The organism is Elioraea rosea (assembly GCF_007644105.1).
GTDB classification, from domain to species: Bacteria; Pseudomonadota; Alphaproteobacteria; order Acetobacterales; family Acetobacteraceae; genus Elioraea_A; species Elioraea_A rosea.
The window spans coordinates 61,023-80,554 of record NZ_VFAC01000014.1; the positions used below are offsets into that span (position 1 = coordinate 61,023).

General features: G+C 70.3%; 13 protein-coding genes. 11 read left to right on the forward strand and 2 right to left on the reverse strand.

What is annotated here, in order from left to right:
- Positions 1–41 precede the first annotated feature (41 nt).
- From FIF60_RS10915 to FIF60_RS10955, 9 genes are all read left to right on the forward strand, one after another.
- Positions 42–2,381, forward strand: a complete 2,340-nt coding sequence (locus FIF60_RS10915) for a xanthine dehydrogenase family protein molybdopterin-binding subunit (RefSeq protein WP_239451591.1) — start codon at positions 42–44, stop codon at positions 2,379–2,381.
- Between the two features lie 152 nt (positions 2,382–2,533).
- Complete coding sequence (locus FIF60_RS10920) at positions 2,534–3,646, forward strand: efflux RND transporter periplasmic adaptor subunit (protein WP_144186109.1); 1,113 nt, start codon at positions 2,534–2,536, stop codon at positions 3,644–3,646.
- A 22-nt stretch (positions 3,647–3,668) separates the two neighbouring features.
- Complete coding sequence (locus FIF60_RS10925) at positions 3,669–6,809, forward strand: efflux RND transporter permease subunit (RefSeq protein ID WP_144186110.1); 3,141 nt, start codon at positions 3,669–3,671, stop codon at positions 6,807–6,809.
- Between the two features lie 68 nt (positions 6,810–6,877).
- Positions 6,878–7,678 (forward strand): enoyl-CoA hydratase-related protein, encoded by an 801-nt coding sequence (locus FIF60_RS10930; RefSeq protein WP_204251166.1) that lies wholly within the window; start codon positions 6,878–6,880, stop codon positions 7,676–7,678.
- Positions 7,679–7,683: 5 nt separating this feature from the next.
- Complete coding sequence (locus FIF60_RS10935) at positions 7,684–8,760, forward strand: Ldh family oxidoreductase (protein WP_144186111.1); 1,077 nt, start codon at positions 7,684–7,686, stop codon at positions 8,758–8,760.
- Positions 8,761–8,882: 122 nt separating this feature from the next.
- Positions 8,883–9,992 (forward strand): efflux RND transporter periplasmic adaptor subunit, encoded by a 1,110-nt coding sequence (locus tag FIF60_RS10940; RefSeq protein ID WP_144186112.1) that lies wholly within the window; start codon positions 8,883–8,885, stop codon positions 9,990–9,992.
- Between the two features lie 3 nt (positions 9,993–9,995).
- On the forward strand, positions 9,996–13,058 hold the full coding sequence (locus FIF60_RS10945) for an efflux RND transporter permease subunit (RefSeq protein ID WP_144186113.1): 3,063 nt from the start codon (positions 9,996–9,998) through the stop codon (positions 13,056–13,058).
- A gap of 64 nt (positions 13,059–13,122) precedes the next feature.
- Complete coding sequence (locus tag FIF60_RS10950) at positions 13,123–13,869, forward strand: creatininase family protein (RefSeq protein WP_144186114.1); 747 nt, start codon at positions 13,123–13,125, stop codon at positions 13,867–13,869.
- Positions 13,866–15,113 (forward strand): MFS transporter, encoded by a 1,248-nt coding sequence (locus FIF60_RS10955; protein ID WP_158639167.1) that lies wholly within the window; start codon positions 13,866–13,868, stop codon positions 15,111–15,113. The genes FIF60_RS10950 and FIF60_RS10955 overlap by 4 nt, the downstream gene beginning before the upstream one ends.
- A 73-nt stretch (positions 15,114–15,186) precedes the next feature.
- Here the strand turns inward: FIF60_RS10955 and FIF60_RS10960 are convergent, their stop codons facing one another.
- Complete coding sequence (locus tag FIF60_RS10960; RefSeq protein WP_144186116.1) at positions 15,187–16,638, reverse strand: amidase; 1,452 nt, start codon at positions 16,636–16,638, stop codon at positions 15,187–15,189.
- Between the two features lie 85 nt (positions 16,639–16,723).
- Here FIF60_RS10960 and FIF60_RS10965 point away from each other — a divergent pair, with 85 nt between their 5' ends.
- Positions 16,724–18,556 carry a thiamine pyrophosphate-binding protein gene (locus FIF60_RS10965; RefSeq protein ID WP_144186117.1) on the forward strand — a complete coding sequence of 611 codons (1,833 nt, stop codon included), beginning with the start codon at positions 16,724–16,726 and terminating at the stop codon, positions 18,554–18,556.
- Between the two features lie 44 nt (positions 18,557–18,600).
- A complete protein-coding gene (locus tag FIF60_RS10970; RefSeq protein ID WP_239451593.1) occupies positions 18,601–18,993 on the forward strand; it encodes a GNAT family N-acetyltransferase in 393 nt (130 codons plus the stop codon).
- Here FIF60_RS10970 and FIF60_RS10975 read toward each other — a convergent pair.
- A complete protein-coding gene (locus FIF60_RS10975) occupies positions 18,990–19,532 on the reverse strand; it encodes a chromate transporter (RefSeq protein ID WP_144186119.1) in 543 nt (180 codons plus the stop codon). The two genes, FIF60_RS10970 and FIF60_RS10975, sit on opposite strands and share 4 nt — an antisense overlap.

The following is a 19,532-nucleotide window of genomic DNA, read 5'->3' on the forward strand; positions in this document are numbered from 1 at the left end:
GTTGCCCTGCGCGACACCCATTGGGTGACACGGAGGGGCGGATGGACGCAGGCGTGAGGCAGTTCGGGATCGGCCAGCCGGTGCGGCGCAGCGAGGACCCGCGCCTGTTGCGCGGGATGGGCCGCTATACGGACGACGTCGCCATCCTCTCCGCGCCTGGCGCACTGCATGCCGCCTTCGTCCGCTCGCCGCACGCCCATGCGCGGATCGGCGGGATCGATGTCTCCGCGGCGCTCGCCCTCCCCGGCGTGGTTGCCGTGGTGACGGGAGAGGACCTGCGCGAGGCGGGCAGGGGCCTGCTTCCCTGCCAGTTGCCGATCCCCGGCGCGTCGTTCCCGCCGCGGCTCGCCCTGCCGCACGACGCCGCCCGCCATGTCGGCGAGGCGGTGGCGATGGTCGTCGCCGAGACCGCTGCCGCGGCTGAGGACGGCGTCGAGGCCGTTGCGATCGACTGGCAGGAACTGCCGCCCGTCATCGGCATCGGCGCCGCCGGGGAAGCCGAGCCGATCCACCCAGAGGTGCCGGGCAACCGCGTATTCTCCTGGCAATCGGGTGACGCGGCGGCGACGGATCGTGCCTTCGCCGCGGCCGACCGTGTCATCGGGACGACGCTTCGGGTGAACCGCGTCGCGCCCGCGCCGCTCGAGACCCGGGGCGCGCTCGCCGCGTTCGATCCCGGCTCGGGCCGCTGGACCCTGACCACCGGCACGCAGGGTACGGCCGAGGCGCATGGCGAGCTCACCGGCTTCGCCGTGCCTGCCCCTCGCCAGGCGCTGCGCATCCTCACGCCCGATGTCGGGGGCGGGTTCGGGATGAAGAACCATGCCTACCCGGAGCACGTCGCGCTCATGCACGCGGCCGAGCGGCTTGGCAGGCCGGTGCGCTGGCTCTCGGGCCGGACGGAGGCGTTCCTCTCCGACAGTGCGGGGCGGGACCATGAGATCACGGTATCGTTGGCCTTCGACGCCGCGCACCGCATCCTCGCTGTGCGCTGGCGCTGGCTTTCCGATCTCGGCGCCTACTGTGCGGGCGCCGGACCGTTCGTCGCCACGCTCGGCGCGCCGCGGATCGCCGCCGGGCCCTACGACATTCCCGCCTTCCATCTCGCGAGCGAGGGGTATCTCACCAACACCGCGCCGATCGACGCCTATCGCGGCGCGGGCAAGCCGGAGGCAGCCTTCGCGCTCGAGGTCGCGCTCGACACCGCCGCGCGGGAGCTCGGCGTCGACCCGGCAGAGCTCAGGCGGATCAACCTCGTGTCCGCCTCGGCGATGCCCTACCGGTCCGTCACCGGCCAGGTGTTCGACAGCGGCGACTTCCCGCGCGTCCTCGACACGGCGCTCGCGCTCGCCGACCGGCCCGGCTTCGCCGCCCGGAAGGAAGAGGCGGCGCGGCGGGGCAAGCTCCGTGGCCTCGGCTTCGGCTGCTATGTCGAGCCCTCGGGGTTCCGGGACAACCGCGTGATGCTCGCCTTCGACCGCGCGGGCGGGGTGACGCTGACGACTTCGGCCGTGACCAACGGCCAGCCGCACGAGACCGTGTTCGCCCAGGTTCTGCATGATCGTCTCGGCATTCCCTTCGAGAAGATCAGGGTGGTGCAGGGCGATTCGGATGTCTCCGGCCACGCCTCGGGCACGGCGGGGTCGCGCTCGATGACGCTCTCCGGCATCGGCATCCTCCGCTGTGCCGACGTGATCGAGGCGAAGGGCAAGCGGATCGCTGCACGGCTCCTCGAGGCGGCCGAGCAGGACATGCTGGCCGAACGCGGCCATTTCCGCGTCGCCGGAACCGACAGGGGGGTGAGCCTGCAGGCGGTTGCCCAGGCCGCCTGGAACCCTGCCATGGTGCCTGAGGATGAGAGCCTCGGCCTCGAGGCCGCCGCCCACCCGGTGCAGCGCGTGCCGAACTACCCCAACGGGTGCCACGTCGCCGAGGTCGAGATCGATGCCGATACGGGCAGGGTGGCGCTCGTTGCCTATTCGGCGGTCAATGATTTCGGTGTCGTGGTCAATCCTCTGACGCTGCGCGGCCAGGTGGTCGGCGGCATCGCCCAAGGGGCCGGGCAGATCCTGCTCGAGGACCTTGCCTACGACGCGGCGAGCGGGCAGGCGGTGACGGCGAGCCTGATGGATTATGCGCTGCCGCGGGCCGACGACCTTCCGGCCTTCGCCTGGGAGACGGTGGAGATCCCCGCGACCACCAACCCGCTCGGGGTCAAGGGCTGCGGCGAGGCGGGCTGTGCCGGCGCCATGCCGGCGGTGCTCAACGCCGTGAACGACGCGCTCGCCTCCGCAGGTGCGGGGCCGATCGACATGCCCGCCACGCCCGAGCGCGTGTGGCGGGCGCTCCGGGATGGACGGAGATCCGACACGGCGGCGTGATGGCGGGTTGCGGAAACGCCAGCTGGCCCCTTTTTTGCTCAGAGAACGTCCCGGCGTATGTATCGGAACGTTTCGCGCGTTGCGGCTGTCCCGCCCCGATGGCAGGGTGAGAGCCGGCAGAGGCGCTGACGCAGGGGAGCTTTGGCGCGTCCATGCGCGTGATCACGCAGATCGGTCTGGTGGTGGTGGCAGCGGCCGCGGGTGCCGCCTGGCACCTTTACGGCGAGCAGGTCGGCCTGCCGCGCCCGCTCGCCCTCGTCGGGCTCGAGCGGGAAGGGCCGGCGGCGCCCGCGCGTCCCGCAGGGGGCGGCCAGCAGGTCGTCGCTGCGCCAGTCCGCGTCGGCACGGTCATCGAGCGGGTGGAAAGCGTCGGCTCCGCCCGTGCGCGCGACGCGATCACGCTCACCAGCCGGGTGTCCGGCATCGTCTCCGTGATCCGCTTCGAGGAAGGCCAGCTCGTGAAGGCCGGCGACGTGCTCGTCGAGTTCGACCGCGGCACCCAGGAGGCCGAGCGCGACCAGGCGCGCGCCCAGCTCGACGATGCCCGCACCCGGCTGAACCGCGCCCGCCAGCTCCGCGCCACCCAGGCGGTCGCCGAGGCGCAGATCGACCAGCTCGAGGCGGGCCTCCGCCAGGCCGAGGCGCGCCTTCGCCAGACCGAGGCGAAGATCGAGGAGATGAAGATCGTCGCCCCCTTCGACGGCCGCGTCGGAATCCGCCAGGTGAGCCTCGGCGCGCTGGTGCCCCCCGGCGCCGTGGTGACGACGCTCGATGACCTGTCGCGCATGCGCATCGAGTTCGCGATCCCCGAGGTGTTCGTTGCCCGCCTCGCCCAGGGCATGCCGGTGACCGCCTCCAACCCCGCCTTCGGAGAGCGAAGCTTCACCGGAACCGTCGAGGTCGTGGACACGCGGATCGATCCGGCCACGCGTGCGGTCAGGCTCGTCGCCGCCTTCGAGAACCAGGACGAGGCCTTGAAGCCCGGCATGTTCATGAACATCGAGCTGACGCTGTCGCGGCGCGAGACCGCGATGATGGTGCCGGAGGAATCGATCGACCCGGTGGCCGACCGGACCTTCGTCTTCGCCGTGCGCAACGGCCGCGCGGTGCGCCAGGAGGTCAAGCTCGGCACGCGCCTCTCCGGCGAGGTCGAGGTTCTCGACGGGCTGTCGGTCGAGGACCAGGTGGTGGTGCGCGGGCTGCAGAGGCTGCGTAACGGCCAGCCTGTGACCGTCACCGAAGTGATGCGCCGGCCAGTAAGCTGACAAGGTGAGCTGAGCCCCGCCCATGGTCCTCTCCGATACCTCGATCAAGCGTCCGGTCTTCGCGACCGTCATCTCCCTCCTGCTCATCGTTCTCGGCCTCGCGAGCTTCCAGCGCCTGCCGATCCGCGAGCTGCCCGACATCGACCCGCCGATCGTCTCGGTGACGACGGCCTACAAGGGCGCCTCGGCCCCGGTCGTCGAAAGCCAGATCACCGAGATCATCGAAAGCAGCGTCGCCGGCATCGAGGGCATCAAGACGATCTCCTCTGTCAGTCGCGACGAGCGCAGCCAGGTTTCGATCGAGTTCAGGCTGAACCGGCCGGTCGACAGCGCGGCGAACGACGTGCGCGACCGGGTCGCGCGCGCGCTGAACCGCCTGCCGGAGACGGCCGACGCACCCGTCGTCGCCAAGGTCGACGGCGATGCGCGGGCGATCCTCTGGGTGATGCTGACCTCGAACCGCCACTCGGGGCTCGAGCTCACCGACATCGCGCGCACGCTGATGATCGACCGCCTCTCGGTCGTCGACGGCGTGGCGAACGTCCTCGTCAACGGCGAGAGACGCTTCTCCATGCGCGTCTGGCTCGACCGACGCGCGCTCGCCGCGCGCGGCCTGACGGTCGAGGACGTCGAGAACGCCATCCGCCGCGAGAATGTCGAGCTTCCCGGCGGGCGGCTCGAGAGCGGGGCGCGCGAGTTTTCGGTGCGCACCGACACGCGGCTTTCGACGCCGCAGCAGTTCCGCAACATCGTCGTCCGCCGAACCGGCGAGACGCAGGTGCTTCTGGCGGACGTGGCGCGCGTCGAGATCGGGCCGGAGGACGACCGAGGCGAGGTGCGCGTCAACCGCGAGAACGCCGTCGGCCTCGGCATCGTGCGCCAGTCGAAGGCCAACACCCTCTCTGTCGCCGACGGGGTGAAGGCGGAGCTCGAGCACCTCAAGCTCATCCTCCCCGAGGGCGTGAACCTCGTCTTCGGCTACGACGAGAGCCTGTTCATCGCGCAGTCCATCTACGAGGTGTTCCACGCGCTGTTCATCGCACTCGGCCTCGTCGTCGGGGTGATCTTCATCTTCCTGCGCAGCGTGCGTGCGACGATCATCCCCGCCGTCGCCATCCCCGTCTCGATCATCGGCTCGTTCATCGTGATGGCCGCGCTGGGCTTCTCGCTGAACGTGCTGACGCTGCTCGGCCTCGTTCTCGCCATCGGCCTCGTCGTCGACGACGCGATCGTCGTGCTCGAGAACGTCCATCGCCGCATCGAGGAGGGCGAGGACCCGCTCTACGCCTCCTACCATGGCGCGCGGCAGATCGCCTTCGCCGTGATTGCGACCACGCTCGTGCTGATCGCCGTGTTCCTGCCGATCTCCTTCCTCGAGGGGCAGACGGGTCGCCTCTTCACTGAGTTCGGCTTCGCGCTCGCCGCCTCCGTGGCGGTCTCGGGCTTCGTCGCGCTGTCGCTCACCCCGATGATGTGCTCGAAGCTGTTGCGGCCGCACAACGAGGAGAGCCGCCTGATCCGCTGGACCGAGCCTGCCTTCACCGGGCTCAACGGCGGGTTCCGCTGGCTTCTCGAGCGCTGCCTCCGCGCGCCGCTGCTCGTTCTCGCCGGTGCGCTTGCGCTCTCGGGCGTCGCGGCCCTGCTGTTCGTGGCCGTGCCCAAGGAGTTCACTCCGGTGGAGGACCGCGGCGTCGTCATCATTCCGACGACCGGGCCGGAGGGTGCGACCTTCCCCTACATGCGCGAGCAGGTGCGCCAGCTCGAGGATCTCGTCTGGCCCTATGTCGAGCGTGGCGACGCGGTGACCATCTTCGCCTCGATGGGCGGGTTCCAACGCCCTGCCGTGCCGAACACCGCCAACGTCTTCATCCGCCTCTCGCCGTGGAAGGAGCGAAGCGTCAAGCAGCAGGAGATCGTCCGCGAGGTCTTCCCGAAGCTGCAGGCGGTGCCTGGCGTGCGCGCCTTCGCGATCAACCCCGGCAGCCTCGGCCAGCGCGGCTTCCAGCCCCCCGTGCAGTTCGTCCTGCAGGGGCCCGACTACGATACGCTCGTCGAATGGCGCGATGCGATGCTGGACCGGGCCCGGCAGAATCCGAACCTGCTCAACGTCGACAGCAACTTCCGAGAGACCAAGCCGGAGATGAAGGTCGACATCGACCGCCGGCGTGCCGCCGATCTCGGCGTGTCGATCGAGACCATCGGACGGACGATCGAGACGATGATGGGCTCGCGCGAGGTCGGCAACTACGTCGAGCGCGGCCAGGAGTACAAGGTGATCATGCAGGCCGAGGCGGCCGAACGCATCACCCCGCATGACCTGACGAACATCCTCGTGCGAACGACAAGCGGCCAGCTCATCCCGCTCTCCTCGCTCATCACCGTGACGGAGCGTGCCCGGCCGCAGGAGCTTCGGCGCGAGGACCGTATCCGCGCCATCACCGTCACCGCGAGCCTAGGGCCGGGCTACTCGCTCGGCGAAGCGCTCGACTTCATGGACCGCACCGCCGCCGAAGTGCTGCCGCCCGAGGCGCGCGTGACCTATCGCGGCCAGAGCCTCGAGTTCCGCGAGAGCTCGACCGCGCTCTACATCACCTTCGCGCTCGCGCTGCTCATCGTGTTCCTCGTCCTTGCGGCGCAGTTCGAGAGCTTCATCCACCCCTTCATCATCCTGCTTTCGACACCCTTGGCGCTGACAGGAGGGTTGCTCGCGCTCTACGTGATGGGGTTGTCGCTCAACATCTTCAGCCAGATCGGCATGATCCTGCTGATCGGCCTGATGGCGAAGAACGGCATCCTCGTCGTCGAGTTCGCCAACCAGCTCCGAGCCGACGGCATGTCGGTTCGCGATGCCGTGCTCGAAGCCTCCGTCGCGCGGCTGAGGCCCATCCTGATGACGACCATCGCCACCATCCTCGGCGCCTGGCCTCTGGCCGACGCGCGGGGCGCGGGAGCGGAAAGCCGCGAGGCGCTCGGCGTCGTCATCATCGGCGGCATGGGCTTCTCGACGCTGATCACCCTCTTCGCCATCCCCGCGCTCTATCTGCTGCTCGCGCCGATGACGAGGCCGATCGGCGAGATCGCGCGCAGGCTCGGCGAGTACGACAAGAGCGATGCGGCCAAGGGCAAGCCGCCGGGCGGCCACGCGCCTGCGCCTGCGGAATAGCTGGTCCGATCTTTCCCTGTCCTCCCCGCCGTCGCAGGATGGCGCGGAGCTTGCGGGGAGGGAGAGGCATGGTTCCTGGCGACAGCGTGCGGATGGCGGTCGATGCGCGCGGCGTTGCGCGCGTGACGCTGAACCGGCCGCAAGTCAGCAACGCCTATGACGAGGACATGCTCGCCACACTCCAGGCGGGTCTGCGCGAGATCGCCGGCTCGGAGGCGATCCGCGTCGTCGTCATCGCGGGCGAGGGCAAGCATTTCCAGGCCGGCGCCGATCTCACCTGGCTGAAGCGCGCTTCCGCCTACGACCCCGAGCGCGCCTTCGCCGCCTCGATGGCGACGACGCGCACGATGCAGATGCTGAACGAGCTGCCGAAGCCGACCGTCGCGATGGTGCGTGGCGCCTGCTTCGGCGGCGGCGCGGGCGTGGTGTGCTGCTGCGACGTCGCGGTGGCGGAGGAGGGCGCGATCTTCGGTCTCACGGAGGTGCGCGTCGGCGTCGCGCCCACGCCGATCTCGACGCACATGGTGCACGCGCTGGGCCTGCGCCACGCTCGCCGCTACGCGCTGACGGGCGAGCGCTTCGATGCGGCGGAAGCGAGGCGCATCGGCCTCGTGCATGAGGTGGTGTCAGCCGATGCGCTGGCCGCCAAGGTCGATGCGATCGTCGAGGAGCTTCTTCTCGCCGCCCCGGGCGCGATCGCCCGGTCGAAGGCGAGCATGCTCTCCGCGACAGGCTGGACGCTCGACGAGGCCGCCATGCACGGCCTCGCGCATGACAGCTGGATGCAGCGTGCCTCGGCGGAGGGGAAGGAGGGGCTTGCCGCCTTCCTCGAGAAGCGCCGCCCCTCCTGGTATCCGGCAAAGGGCTGATCGCGATGGCAGACGAGATGAAGAGCTTCGAGCCCGCGCGCCTGCGCGAGATCGCGCGCACCGTGTTCGTCGCGGCGGGCTGCCCCGATGCGGAAGCGGTCGCGATCGCCGAGCACCTCGTGGATGCGAACCTCGCAGGCCATGACAGCCACGGCGTGATCCGCATCCTGCCCTATGTGAAGGCCCTGCAGCGCGGCGTGGTCGTCGCGGGGCTGACGCCTGAGGTGATCCGCCAGGAACCGGCGCTTGCCGTCGTCGATGCCGCGAACGGGTTCGGCCAGCCCGCCGCCAATGCCGCGACCGACCGTGCCTGCGCGATGGGGGAGACGATGGGGGCGGCGACGGTTCTCGTCCGCCGCACCGGCCATGTCGGGCGCCTCGGCGCCTATGCCGAGCGTGCCGCGGCGAAGGGTTTCGCGACGATCATCCTCTGCAACGCCCCTCGGCCGGGAGGCGGGGTGATCGCGCCCTGGGGCGGGCGTGAGCGCCGCCTCGGCGCCTCGCCGATCGCGATGGGCTTCCCACGCCCCCCCGCGGCGCCCTTCGTGCTCGACTTCTCGACGAGCTACTACGCCGTGGGCAAGCTGCGCGTGGCGCGCAACAAGGGCGAGCTCCTTCCCGAACCGGCGGTGGTGACGGCCGATGGGGCGCCGACACGCGACCCCAACGCCTATTTCGGTCCGCCCGAAGGCGCGATGATCCCGTTCGGCGGCCACAAGGGCTACGCCCTGAACGTGTTCACCGACCTTCTCGCCGGCATGCTCTCCGGCGGCGGGGCGGACTATCCGCCTCCCGGAACGGATGAGCAGGGCGGCAACAACCTGCTGATCCATGCCGTCTCCGTCGAAGGAGCGACGGCGGGGCGGATGGGGAACTCGAGCCTGGCGGACGCGATCAGGGCCTATGCGGAATGGGTCACCTCCGCGACGCCGCTCGACCCCGCCCGGCCGGTGATGCTGCCAGGCGAGCCCGAGGCGGCGGCGCGCAAGGCACGGGCAGGGGGCATCGCGTTAGACCCGAGAACGCGCGCCCAGATCGCCGAGGCGGCTGCCCTGGTTGGCGCGCCAGACCCGACCCTCTGACGTCAGAGGTCATTTGCAGGCGCGCGCCAATGGATGGTAAACTGAACCGTATAGTTCAGTTTTCCTGATCGCCGCGATCAACGGGGCACATGCCCCGGCGCGGCGCCGTGCGCGAGGCTCGCATGCGTCGTCTCATCATTGGTGTGGTCGCCATCGGCATCCTTGCAGCCGGCGGCTACGGGCTCTGGCAGTTCCGGCAGACCGCGGGGCAGGGCGCGAATGCGGCGCGGGGGCCGGGCGGGCCTCCGGGCGGCTTCGCCGTGCCCGTCGAGGCTGAGCCGGTCACGATCGGGCGGATCGCGGAGGAGATCCTCGCGGTCGGCTCGCTCCGCTCGAACGAGAGCGTGCTGCTCCGCCCCGAGGTGGCAGGGCGTATCGCCGCGATCGACTTCGCGGAGGGAACGGCCGTGAAGGCCGGCGACAGGCTCGTCCAGTTCGACGATTCCGTGCCGCGCGCCGAGCTTGCCCAGGCGGAGGCTAATCTCGCCCTGGCCCAGGCCACGTCCGCACGCGCGCAGGAGCTGTTCTCGCGCGGCGCCGGCTCGGCCGCTGCGCGCGACCAGGCGACGGCCACGCTGCGCACGGCGACCGCCTCGGTCGAGCTCGCCCGCGCTCGGCTCGACAAGTACCGGCTCGTCGCGCCGTTCGACGGCATCGTGGGCCTCCGGCGCGCGAGCCCCGGCGAGTTCGTCAATGTCGGGCAGGAGATCGTCAACCTCGAGAGCATCCATCCGATCAAGCTCGACTTCCGGGTGCCGGAGGTCGCACTTCCCGCGTTGCGCGTTGGCCAGAAGCTCTCGGTGCGGATCGATGCCTATCCGGGCCGTTCCTTTCCCGGGGAGATCTACGCGATCGACCCCGCGGCCGACAGCGCGGGCCGCTCGATCGCCGTGCGCGCCGTGCTGCCGAACGAGGACGGGGTGCTTCGGCCCGGCCTGTTCGCGCGCGTGGTGCTGACCGTGCGGGAGGAGCCTGACGCGGTGCTGGTGCCCGAGGCGGCGGTGGTGCCGTTCGGCGGGCGTATCCTCGTGATGAAGGTTGTCGACGGCAAGGCGACGCCGCAGCCCGTGTCGCTCGGCCTCCGGCGCGACGGCCGCGTACAGATCACCGAGGGCCTCGCCGAGGGCGATGTCGTGATCACGGCCGGCCAGATGAAGGCAGCGCCGGGCGCGGCCGTGGCGGTGATGCCCCCCGCCAGGCAGGGCGCACCGCAGCCCCCCGCGGGAGGCTGAGCCGTGACGCTGTCGGAGCTCTGCATCAGGCGTCCGGTTCTTGCGACCGTGATGAGCCTGATGGTGCTGCTCATCGGCGTCGTCTCGTACGACCGGCTGACGGTGCGCGAGTACCCAAACATCGACGAGCCGGTCGTCACGGTCGAGACGAACTACCGCGGCGCCTCTGCCGAGATCGTCGAGAGCCGGATCACCACGCCGCTCGAGGAGAGCCTCGCCGGCATCGAGGGCATCGAGGTGATCTCGTCGATCTCGCGGCAGGAGCGGAGCCAGATCACGCTGCGCTTCCGCATCACCCGCGACCCCGACGGTGCCGCCAACGACGTGCGCGACCGCGTCGCCCGCGTGCGGTCGCAGCTGCCCGACGAGATCGACGAGCCCGTGGTGCAGAAGGTCGAGGCCGATGCCCAGCCGATCATCTACCTCGCCTTCTCCTCCGACCGGCACTCCCCGATCGAGGTGACCGACATCGCCGACAGGTTGGTGAAGGCGCGGCTGCAAAATCTTCCCGGCGTCGCGAACGTGCGCATCTTCGGCGAACGCCGCTTCTCGATGCGCCTCTGGCTCGACCCGGTACGCCTCGCCGCCTACGGGCTCATGCCGGTCGATGTCGAGGACGCGCTGCGGCGCCAGAACGTCGAGATCCCGACGGGCCGGCTCGAGAGCACGAACCGCGAGTTCAACGTCGTCGCCGAGACCGACATGCGCACGCCGGCGGAGTTCGAGCGCCTGCGCATCCGCGAGGCGAAGGGCTATCTGGTGCGCCTCGGCGATGTCGGGCGCGCAGAGATCGGTGCGGAGGACGAGCGCGTCGTCGCTCGCTTCAACGGCCAGGCGGCAGTCGCGCTCGGCATCATCAAGCAGGCGACGGCCAATCCGCTCGACGTGAGCCGCGCCGTGCAGGAGGCCTTCCCGACCATCCGCGAGCTCCTGCCCGAGGGCATGCGCGTCGATGTCGGCTACGACAGCTCGATCTTCATCGACCGCGCGATCGAGGCCGTGTTCAAGGTCATCGGCGAGGCCGTGATCTTCGTCCTGATCGTGATCTTCCTGTTCCTGCGCTCTGTGCGTGCGACGCTGATCCCGCTCGTCACCATCCCCGTCAGCCTGATCGGCGCCTTCGCCTTCATGCTTGCCTTCGGCTTCTCGATCAACACGCTGACGCTGCTCGCCTTCGTTCTCGCCGTCGGCCTCGTCGTCGACGATGCGATCGTGATGCTCGAGAACATCGCCCGCTACGTCGAGGAGGGAATGGAGCCGGTCGCCGCCGCGATCAAGGGTGCGCGCGAGATCGGCTTCGCGGTCGTCGCGATGACGATCACGCTCGCGGCCGTCTACGTGCCGATGGCATTCCAGACAGGCCGCACCGGGCGGCTTTTCGTCGAGTTCGCGCTGACCCTTGCCTCGGCCGTGATCGTCTCCGGCTTCGTCGCGCTGACGCTGACGCCGATGATGTGCTCGAAGCTGCTCAGGAAGGAGACGAAGCACGGCGCGGCCTACCGCTTCGGCGAACGCGTTCTCGACGGGATGACGGAGGGCTATCGGCGCTCCCTGCGCGCCTCGCTCGGCATGCGGCCGATCGTCCTCGCGCTCGCCCTGCTCGTCGGCGGCTTCTCCTGGGTGATGCTCGGCATCATCAAGTCGGAGCTCTCGCCGACGGAGGATCGCGGCGTCGTCATCGGTGTCGCGATCGCCCCCGATGGCGCGACGATCGACTACACCCAGCGCTGGCTTCGCCCGCTCGAGGAGGCCTTCGCGAGCCGCGAGGAGATCACCCGCTACTTCACCGTCGCCGGCTTCCCCGTCGTGAGCCAGGGCATCATGTTTGCCGGCCTGTCGGACTGGTCCGAGAGGACGATCCCTGCCCAGCGCGTGGCGCAGGAGCTGTTCCCCCGCTTCTTCGCCACGCCGGGCGTGCTCGCCTTCCCCGTGCTTCCGCCCTCGCTCGGCCAGCGCGCGACCGACAAGCCGGTGCAGCTCGTCCTGCAGACTTCCGGCCCCTATGAGGAACTCCAGCGCGCGACGGACGCGATGCTCGCAGAGGCGCGGCAGATCCCGATCCTCACCGGCCTCGACAGCGATCTCCGCCTCAACATGCCGCAGGTCCGCCTCACGATCGACCGCGACAAGGCAGCCTCGCTTGGCCTCACGGAGGAGCGCGTCGCCCGCTCGCTCGAGACGCTTCTCGGCGGACGGAAGGTCACCACCTTCAAGCTGAACGGCAAACAGTACGACGTGATCGTCCAGATCGAACCGACGGATCGGACGCGGCCGCAGGACGTGCTTGACATCTTCCTGCGCACCCCGTCGGGCCAGGAGGTGCAGCTCTCGAACCTGATCCAGCTCGAGGAAACCGTCGCGCCGCGCGAGCTCAACCACTTCAACAAGCTCCGCTCGGCGACGATCAGCGCCACGCTCGCGCCAGGTGCGACGCTCGGCGAGGCGCTCGCGGCACTGGAGGCTGCGGCCTCGCGCGTGCTGCCCGCCACGGTGCAGGTCGACTACAACGGCGAGTCGCGCGAGTTCCGCTCGACCTCCGCGTCGCTCGGACTGACCTTCGTTCTCGCGCTCGCCTTCATCTACCTGGTGCTCGCCGCGCAGTTCGAGAGCTTCATCGACCCGTTCGTGATCATGCTCTCCGTGCCGCTCGCCGTCGGCGGCGCGCTCCTTGCGCTGTGGCTCAATGGCATCACGCTCAACGTCTATTCGCAGATCGGGCTCATCACGCTGATCGGGCTGATCACCAAGAACGGCATCCTCATCGTCGAGTTCGCCAACCAGCTTCGCGAACAGGGCAGGGAAATCGTCGAGGCCGTCATCGAGGCCTCGACGCTGAGACTCCGCCCAGTGCTGATGACCTCGGCCGCGACCGTGCTCGGAGCGACGCCGCTCGCGCTCGCTTCCGGCGCGGGTGCGGAGAGTCGCGAGGCGATCGGCTGGGTGATTGTCGGCGGCATGACGCTCGGCACGCTGTTCACGCTCTTCGTCGTGCCGACGGCCTATACGCTGCTTGCCCGGCGCAGCCGCGCTGCCCTCGCCGAGCCCGTCCACGCCGCGGCGGAGTGACACGGGTTGCCGCCGCCCGCGGGCGGCGGCACTCTTCCCGCCCCGCCGTTCTCGAGGACACGTCATGCAGCTTTCGTTGTGTACCTGGGCCGAGGTCGAGGCCTATCTCGGCCGCGCCGACGGCATCATCGTCCCCATCGGCTCGACCGAGCAGCACGGCCCGAACGGGCTGATCGGCACGGATGCGATCTGCGCCGAGGCGGTGGCCAATGGCGTGGGCGAGGAAACGGGCGCGATGGTGGGCCCCGTCATGTCGATCGGCATGGCGCAGCACCATCTCGCGTTTCCCGGCTCAATCACGCTGCGCCCCTCGACGATGATCGCCTTCGTTTCGGATTACGTGTTCAGCCTCGCCCGCCACGGGTTCCGGCGGTTCTTCTTCATCAACGGCCATGGCGGCAACATCGCCCCGCTCTCCGCCGCGTTCAGCGAGCTCTACGCCGCCGCCTCGCTCGATGCGTCGGGCAGCGTGCCGCGGCTCCGCTGTGTGTCGCGCAACTGGTTCGACGGCGCCGAGGTGGGCAAGCTCTCGCGCGAGTTCTACGGCGACAGGCTCGGCAGCCACGCCACCCCGTCGGAGGTGGCGCTGACGCAGTTCCTCCACCCAGCGCACATCAAGAAGGCCGAGATGCCGCCCGTGACGCCGACGCGGCGACGCTTCACGGACGCGCTCGACCTGCGCGCGCTGCATCCCGACGGGCGCATCGGCAGCGAGCCCTCGCTCGCCACCCCCGAGCACGGCCGCGCCCTCTACGAGGCGGCCGTACGCGAATGCTCCGCCGCGTGGCGGAGCTTCGTACAGGAGGCGTGAGCGAGCAGGACGCATCGCCGCCGCCCACGCTGGGGCGGCTGTTCGCGACGATCACGCTGCCGCTGTCCGCGGGCGCGGCGCTGAACCAGCTCAACCGCGCCGTCACCGCCGTGATCGCGCCGGTGCTTGCCGAGGTGTTCGCTCTGTCGGCCTCCGATCTCGGGCTGATGGGTGCGGTGCTGTTCGCCTCCTACGCGCTTGCGCAGCTTCCCGTCGGCGCCGCGCTCGATCGCTACGGCCCGCGTCGGGTGCAGACGGCACTGATGGGCGTGATCGCGGTGGGCTCGCTCGTCTTCGCGGCGGCCGGCGGGCTGCCGCAGCTTCTCGCCGGGCGTATTCTCCTAGGCATCGGCATCTCGGCCGCGCTGATGGCGCAGCTCAAGGCGACGCGCCAATGGTTCCCGCCCGAGAGGATCGCAACCGTCGCCGGCTGGGCCGTCGCGATCTCCTCGCTTGGCGGCATCATCGCGACCGTGCCTGCGGAGTGGGCGGCGGCCACGCTCGGCTGGCGCGGGGTGTTCGTGGCCGTCGCGGTCGTCGCGCTTCTTTCGGCCGTGTGGATCTGGCTCGTCGTGCCTGACGTTCCCGCGCCGCACACCTCGCGCGGCGGGCTCGCGGCGGAGCTTGCCACCCTCGGGCGCATCCTCCGCCACCCCGCCTTCGTGCGCTTCGTTCCCTGCGTGATCCTCCTCTCCGTGCTGAACTTCACCTGGCAGGGATTGTGGCTCGGGCCGTGGCTTCGGGACGTCGCAGGGCTCGACGGGCCGGGGCGGGCGCAGGTCCTGCTGATCTATGCGCTTGGCTTCACCGCGGGGTCGTTCCTCTCGGGCATCGTCCAGGCGCGGCTGGTGGCGGCCGGCTTCCATCCGCTGACCATGATCGTCGGCTGCACGCTCGGCACGATCGCGCTGCATCTCGGCTTTGCCTTCGACACCGGGCTGCCGCTCTGGCTCGGCTGGGCGCTCTGGCCCTTCCTCGCTTCCGTCGGGCCCGTCGGCTACACGCTCGTCTCCGCCCGCTTCCCTGGTTCGGAGACGGGGCGTGTCTCGACGGCGATCAACGGCGTGATGCTTGCCATCGTGTTCACCGAACAGCAGGGCATCGGCCTGATCCTCGACCTCTGGCCGCGCACGGGAGATGGCGGCTGGGACCCGCGCGGCTACTCCGTGGCGCTGCTGATCTCGGCGGCGCTGCAGGTCGCGGGGCTGCTGTGGCTCTTCCTCAGGCGCGAGCGGCAGGCCTAGAGCAGCGCCCGACCGGATGGGACCGGCCTCGGCTCCATCAGGTCGGGCTAGGCTGCTCTGATCATTTGTGGCTTCAGAGCACGACCTTCCGATCGATTGAGTCCAATCGATCGGAAGGTGCTCTGGGCGCCCTTCGGTGCCAATCGGTGACGCGCTGGAAGGCGTGGCCGGCGCGGAACAGCGTCGCCTCGTCGAACGGGCGGCCGATGAGCTGGTGGCCCACAGGCAGCCCGTTCTTCGTGAAGCCGGAGGGAAGCGAGAGGCCGGGCAGGCCGAGATAGTTGAAGAGGCGCGTGTTGCGCGGAACGGCGGACGACCAGCGCGCGCCGCCTGGGTTGCGCACGTCGCTCTCCTCGATCGTCGGCACGGGGTCGAGCAGAACGGGCGCGAACAGCGTGTCGCAGCGCGAGAACACCGCCTCGCACACGTCCCCGGTCAGCGGTCCGCGTGCGCGCAGCGCATCGAGATAGGTCGCCGCCGGGATGGCGAGCCCGCTTTCGAGCCGCCCGCGCACCACGGGCGTGTAGTCCTCCGCCCTCTCGCGCAGGCCCGCGGCGTGCAGCGTGCCGGCCTCGGCGAACATGATTGTGCCGACGAGCGCGCGGATCTCGGCAAGCCACGGCACGCTTACCTCGACGATCTCCGCCCCCGCTTCGCGCCAGGCGGCGAGCGCCTCCTCGAGCGCGGCGGCGACCTCGTCGTGGATGCCCTCCCATAGGAAGCCGCGGTCGATCCCGATGCGAAGCGCCTTGGCGCCGCCCTCGATCGTGGCGAGGTAGTCGGGGACCGGGCGCGTGGCGCAATCCGGGTCGGCCGCGTCGGCTCCCGCGATCGCCTGCGTGACAAGCGCGCAGTCATGCACCGATTTGGCGAGCGGGCCCACGGTGTCGAGGCTCGCCGAAAGCGGCATAGCGCCGTGGCGGGAGACGAGCCCCCAGGTCGGCTTCAGCCCCGTGACGCCGCAGATCGCCGCAGGCAGGCGGATCGAGCCGCCGGTGTCGGAGCCGAGGGCGGCGAAGGTCGCGCGCGCGGCGACCATCGCGCCCGAGCCGGAGGAGGAGCCGCCCGTGATGTGCGCGGGGTTCCAGGGGTTGCGCACATGGCCCGTGTGGTCGTTGTGGCCCGTCGGGTTGAAGGCGAACTCGGCCATGTTCAGGCAGGCGACATGCAGCGCGCCGGCGGCATCGAGCCGCGCGAGCGCCGTCGAGGTCGCGTCGGCAACCCAGCCCTGCCGCGCCTTGGCGCCGCATTCGGAGAGCTCGCCCACGCGGTAGTACATGTCCTTGTGCGCCATCGGCACGCCGGCGAGCGGACCGATGCGTTCCCCTGCGCCGATGGCCTCGTCGATCGCGGCTGCATGCTCGAGCACGCCCTGCCGCTGCCGCGCGAGCGCGTTCGTCACGGGCTGCCAGAGCGTCAGCGCGTCGAGCGAAGCCTCGGTTGCGGCGACGGACGTGATCTCGCGCCGCGCGATCGCAGCCGCGAGCTCGGCGATGCCGAGCGCCATGATCGCTGCGTTGTCCATCCCTGCCGTCCCCTGCCTGTTCGACCCCATCCCGTCGCACTATAAGGGCGGCAGGACACGTCCATAAGCCAGGGAACACGACACGATGGCGCATCTCGAAGCCAAGCCTGCCGACGGCGCCCGCAGCGCGTCCGGCAAGGGGAGCAAGCCTGCCGGCCGCACGGGCGGGCGGATCCTGGCCGATGCGCTGAGATCGCAGGGCGTGAGCCACGTGTTCCAGGTCGCGGGCGAGAGCTTCCTCGGCCTGCTCGACGGCCTCTACGAGAATCGCTCCGCCATCCGCACCATCACCTGCCGGTTCGAGGGGGCGGCGGTGAACATGGCCGAGGCGCACGGCAAGCTCACCGGCCGCCCGGGCGTCGCGATCGTCACGCGCGGACCGGGCGCCTGCCACGGCTCGATCGGCATCCATATCGCGCAGCAGGACAGCACGCCGCTCATCCTCCTCGTCGGCCAGATCCCGCGCGGCGACACCGACCGCGACGCATTCCAGGAGGTCGACTACCGCAGCTTCTTCGGCGGCATGGCGAAGTGGGTGACGCAGATCGAGGACGCCGCACGCATCCCCGAGCTCATCCATCACGCGTTCCAGGTCGCCGTGTCGGGCCGTCCCGGCCCCGTCGTCGTCGCCATCCCCGAGGACATGCAGACCGACACCGCAGAGGTGCCGGACATGCGGCGCTACACCGTGCCGCGCATCCTGCCCGACCCGGCGGCGATGGCTGAGCTCAAGCGCATGCTCGGCCGTGCGCGCAGGCCGCTCGTCATCCTCGGCCAGGGCGCGCATTGGACGGCAGAGGGCCGGGCCGATCTCGCCGCGTGGATCGTGGCCAACGAGCTTCCCGCCGCCGTGGGCTTCCGCCGCCAGGCGATCATCGACAACACGCTGCCGAACTTCGTCGGCGATCTCGGCAATGGCGGCGACCCCGCGCTGTTCGCCAAGGCGAAGGAGGCCGATCTCATCCTCTCCATCGGCTCGCGCATGGGCGAGCCGGTGACGCAGGGCTACTCGCTGTTCGCCCCGCCGCGGCTCGACGTGCCGCTCGTGCACGTGATGCCCGATGGCGGCGAGCTCGGCCGCGTGTACCAGGCCGACCTGCCGATCCAGGCCGACCTCAACTCCTTCGCCACCGCGGCGCGCGCGACCGTCACGGTCGAGCCGGCCTGGAAGGGCTGGACGAAGGAGCTTCGCGCCAACCGCATGAAGTGGTCAGGCGAGGTGCCGGACTATGACGGGCGCCTCAACCTCGGTGCTGCGATGAAGGAGCTCGAGGCGATGCTGCCCGAGGACGCCATCGTCACGACCGATGCAGGCAATTTCAGCGCCTGGGGCGCGCGCTTCATCAACTACGGGCGGGAGCAGACGCTGATCGGCCCGTGCTGCGGCGCGATGGGCTACTCGGTGCCTGCGGGGATCGCGGCGAAGGTCCTCTTCCCGGAGCGCACCGTCGTCAGCATGGTCGGCGACGGCAGCTTCCTGATGAACGGCCAGGAGCTTGCCACCGCCTTCCACCACGGCGTGAACCCTGTGGTGATGGTGTTCAACAACCAGATGTACGGCACCATCCGCATGCATCAGGAGCGCGACTATCCCGGCCGCGTCTCCGGCACCGCACTGACCAACCCTGACTTCGCGAAGTTCATCGAGGCCTATGGCGGGCACGGCGAGGTGGTGCAGGAAACCGAGGAGTTCCGCCCCGCGGTCGAGCGTGCGCTTGCCGCCGGCAAGCCCGCGCTTGTCGAGCTTCGGATGAACCCCGACCAGATCACCACGCGCACGACGATCAGCGCGATGCGCAGGGCGGCCGGGGTGAGCGTCGCGAAGGCGGCGAAGCCGGCGAAGGCGGACAAGAAATCCGCCAAGGCAGCAACCGCGCGCGGTCGCGCCGGAAAAGCTGCCAAGGCGAAGAAGCGCTGATCGTCCGGCACGCAAGCGTCGGCGACGCGGCGGCCCTCGCGCGGCTGTTCCTCGCCGCGCGGGCCGATGCGCGATGGTTTCCTCCGCTCGCCCACGCGCCGGAGAGCGTCGGCCCGTTTCTCGCCGCGCGCCTCGCCGCGGCCGACCATGCGTGGGTGGCCGACGAGGATGGCGCGCCGCTTGGCTTCGTGATCCTGCATGGCGGCGTGATCGAGCATCTCTACGTGCAGCCCGAGCATCAGCGCCGCGGCGTCGGTGCGGCGTTGCTGGCGCGCGCGCGTGCGGTCTCGCCCGGTGGCCTGGCGCTCTGGTGCTTCGTGCGCAACCGTCCGGCGCGGGCCTTCTACGCGCGCGAAGGGTTCATCGAGGCCGAGGAGACCGACGGCTCCGGCAACGAGGAGCGCGAGCCGGATGTCCGTCTTGTCTGGCGCGCCTAGAAGACCGTCGCGGCGGCGCCTGCGATCGCGCCGCCCGCGATCAGCAGAAGCGGGTGCGCGTTCGTCACGGCCGAGGTGAGTGCGACCAGGCTGGCCACCGCGATGACGAGCGGCGCGGCGCCGAGGCTTAACGTGATCAGCACGCCCGAGGACGCGACGAGCGCGACCGAGAGAGGCAGCAGCGCGGCGCGGATCAGCACCTGCCGCGAGGGCGAGATCCGCGCGGCCCAGGACCGGAACGCAAGCACCGAGATCACGCTCGTGGGGCCGACGAAGGCGAGCATCGCCGCCATGCCGGCGACCCAGCCGCCCGCCGCGCCGCCCACCGCCTCCCAGCCCATCAGCGCGAGGATCATCGCGTTCGGCCCCGGGGCGAACTGGCTGATGGCGTAGAGCTCGGCGAAGCGCTGCGGGCTCATCCAGCCATTCACATCGACAGCGATCCGATACACTTCCGGCACGACCGCGATCGCCCCGCCGACGGCGAGAAGCGACAGGCCAAGCGAGACGGCCATCACGTGCAGGGTCAGCGCGATCAT

What these genes read in the sequence shown, in the direction of transcription:
- FIF60_RS10960 (WP_144186116.1), bottom strand. Translation starts at nt 16,638, where the DNA reads ATGGACAACGCAGCGATCATGGCGCTCGGCATCGCCGAGCTCGCGGCT.
- FIF60_RS10920 (WP_144186109.1), top strand. Translation starts at nt 2,534, where the DNA reads ATGCGCGTGATCACGCAGATCGGTCTGGTGGTGGTGGCAGCGGCCGCG.
- FIF60_RS10940 (WP_144186112.1), top strand. Translation starts at nt 8,883, where the DNA reads ATGCGTCGTCTCATCATTGGTGTGGTCGCCATCGGCATCCTTGCAGCC.
- FIF60_RS10965 (WP_144186117.1), top strand. Translation starts at nt 16,724, where the DNA reads ATGGCGCATCTCGAAGCCAAGCCTGCCGACGGCGCCCGCAGCGCGTCC.
- FIF60_RS10935 (WP_144186111.1), top strand. Translation starts at nt 7,684, where the DNA reads ATGGCAGACGAGATGAAGAGCTTCGAGCCCGCGCGCCTGCGCGAGATC.
- FIF60_RS10930 (WP_204251166.1), top strand. Translation starts at nt 6,878, where the DNA reads ATGGTTCCTGGCGACAGCGTGCGGATGGCGGTCGATGCGCGCGGCGTT.
- FIF60_RS10950 (WP_144186114.1), top strand. Translation starts at nt 13,123, where the DNA reads ATGCAGCTTTCGTTGTGTACCTGGGCCGAGGTCGAGGCCTATCTCGGC.
- FIF60_RS10975 (WP_144186119.1), bottom strand. Translation starts at nt 19,532, where the DNA reads ATGATCGCGCTGACCCTGCACGTGATGGCCGTCTCGCTTGGCCTGTCG.
- FIF60_RS10925 (WP_144186110.1), top strand. Translation starts at nt 3,669, where the DNA reads ATGGTCCTCTCCGATACCTCGATCAAGCGTCCGGTCTTCGCGACCGTC.
- FIF60_RS10915 (WP_239451591.1), top strand. Translation starts at nt 42, where the DNA reads ATGGACGCAGGCGTGAGGCAGTTCGGGATCGGCCAGCCGGTGCGGCGC.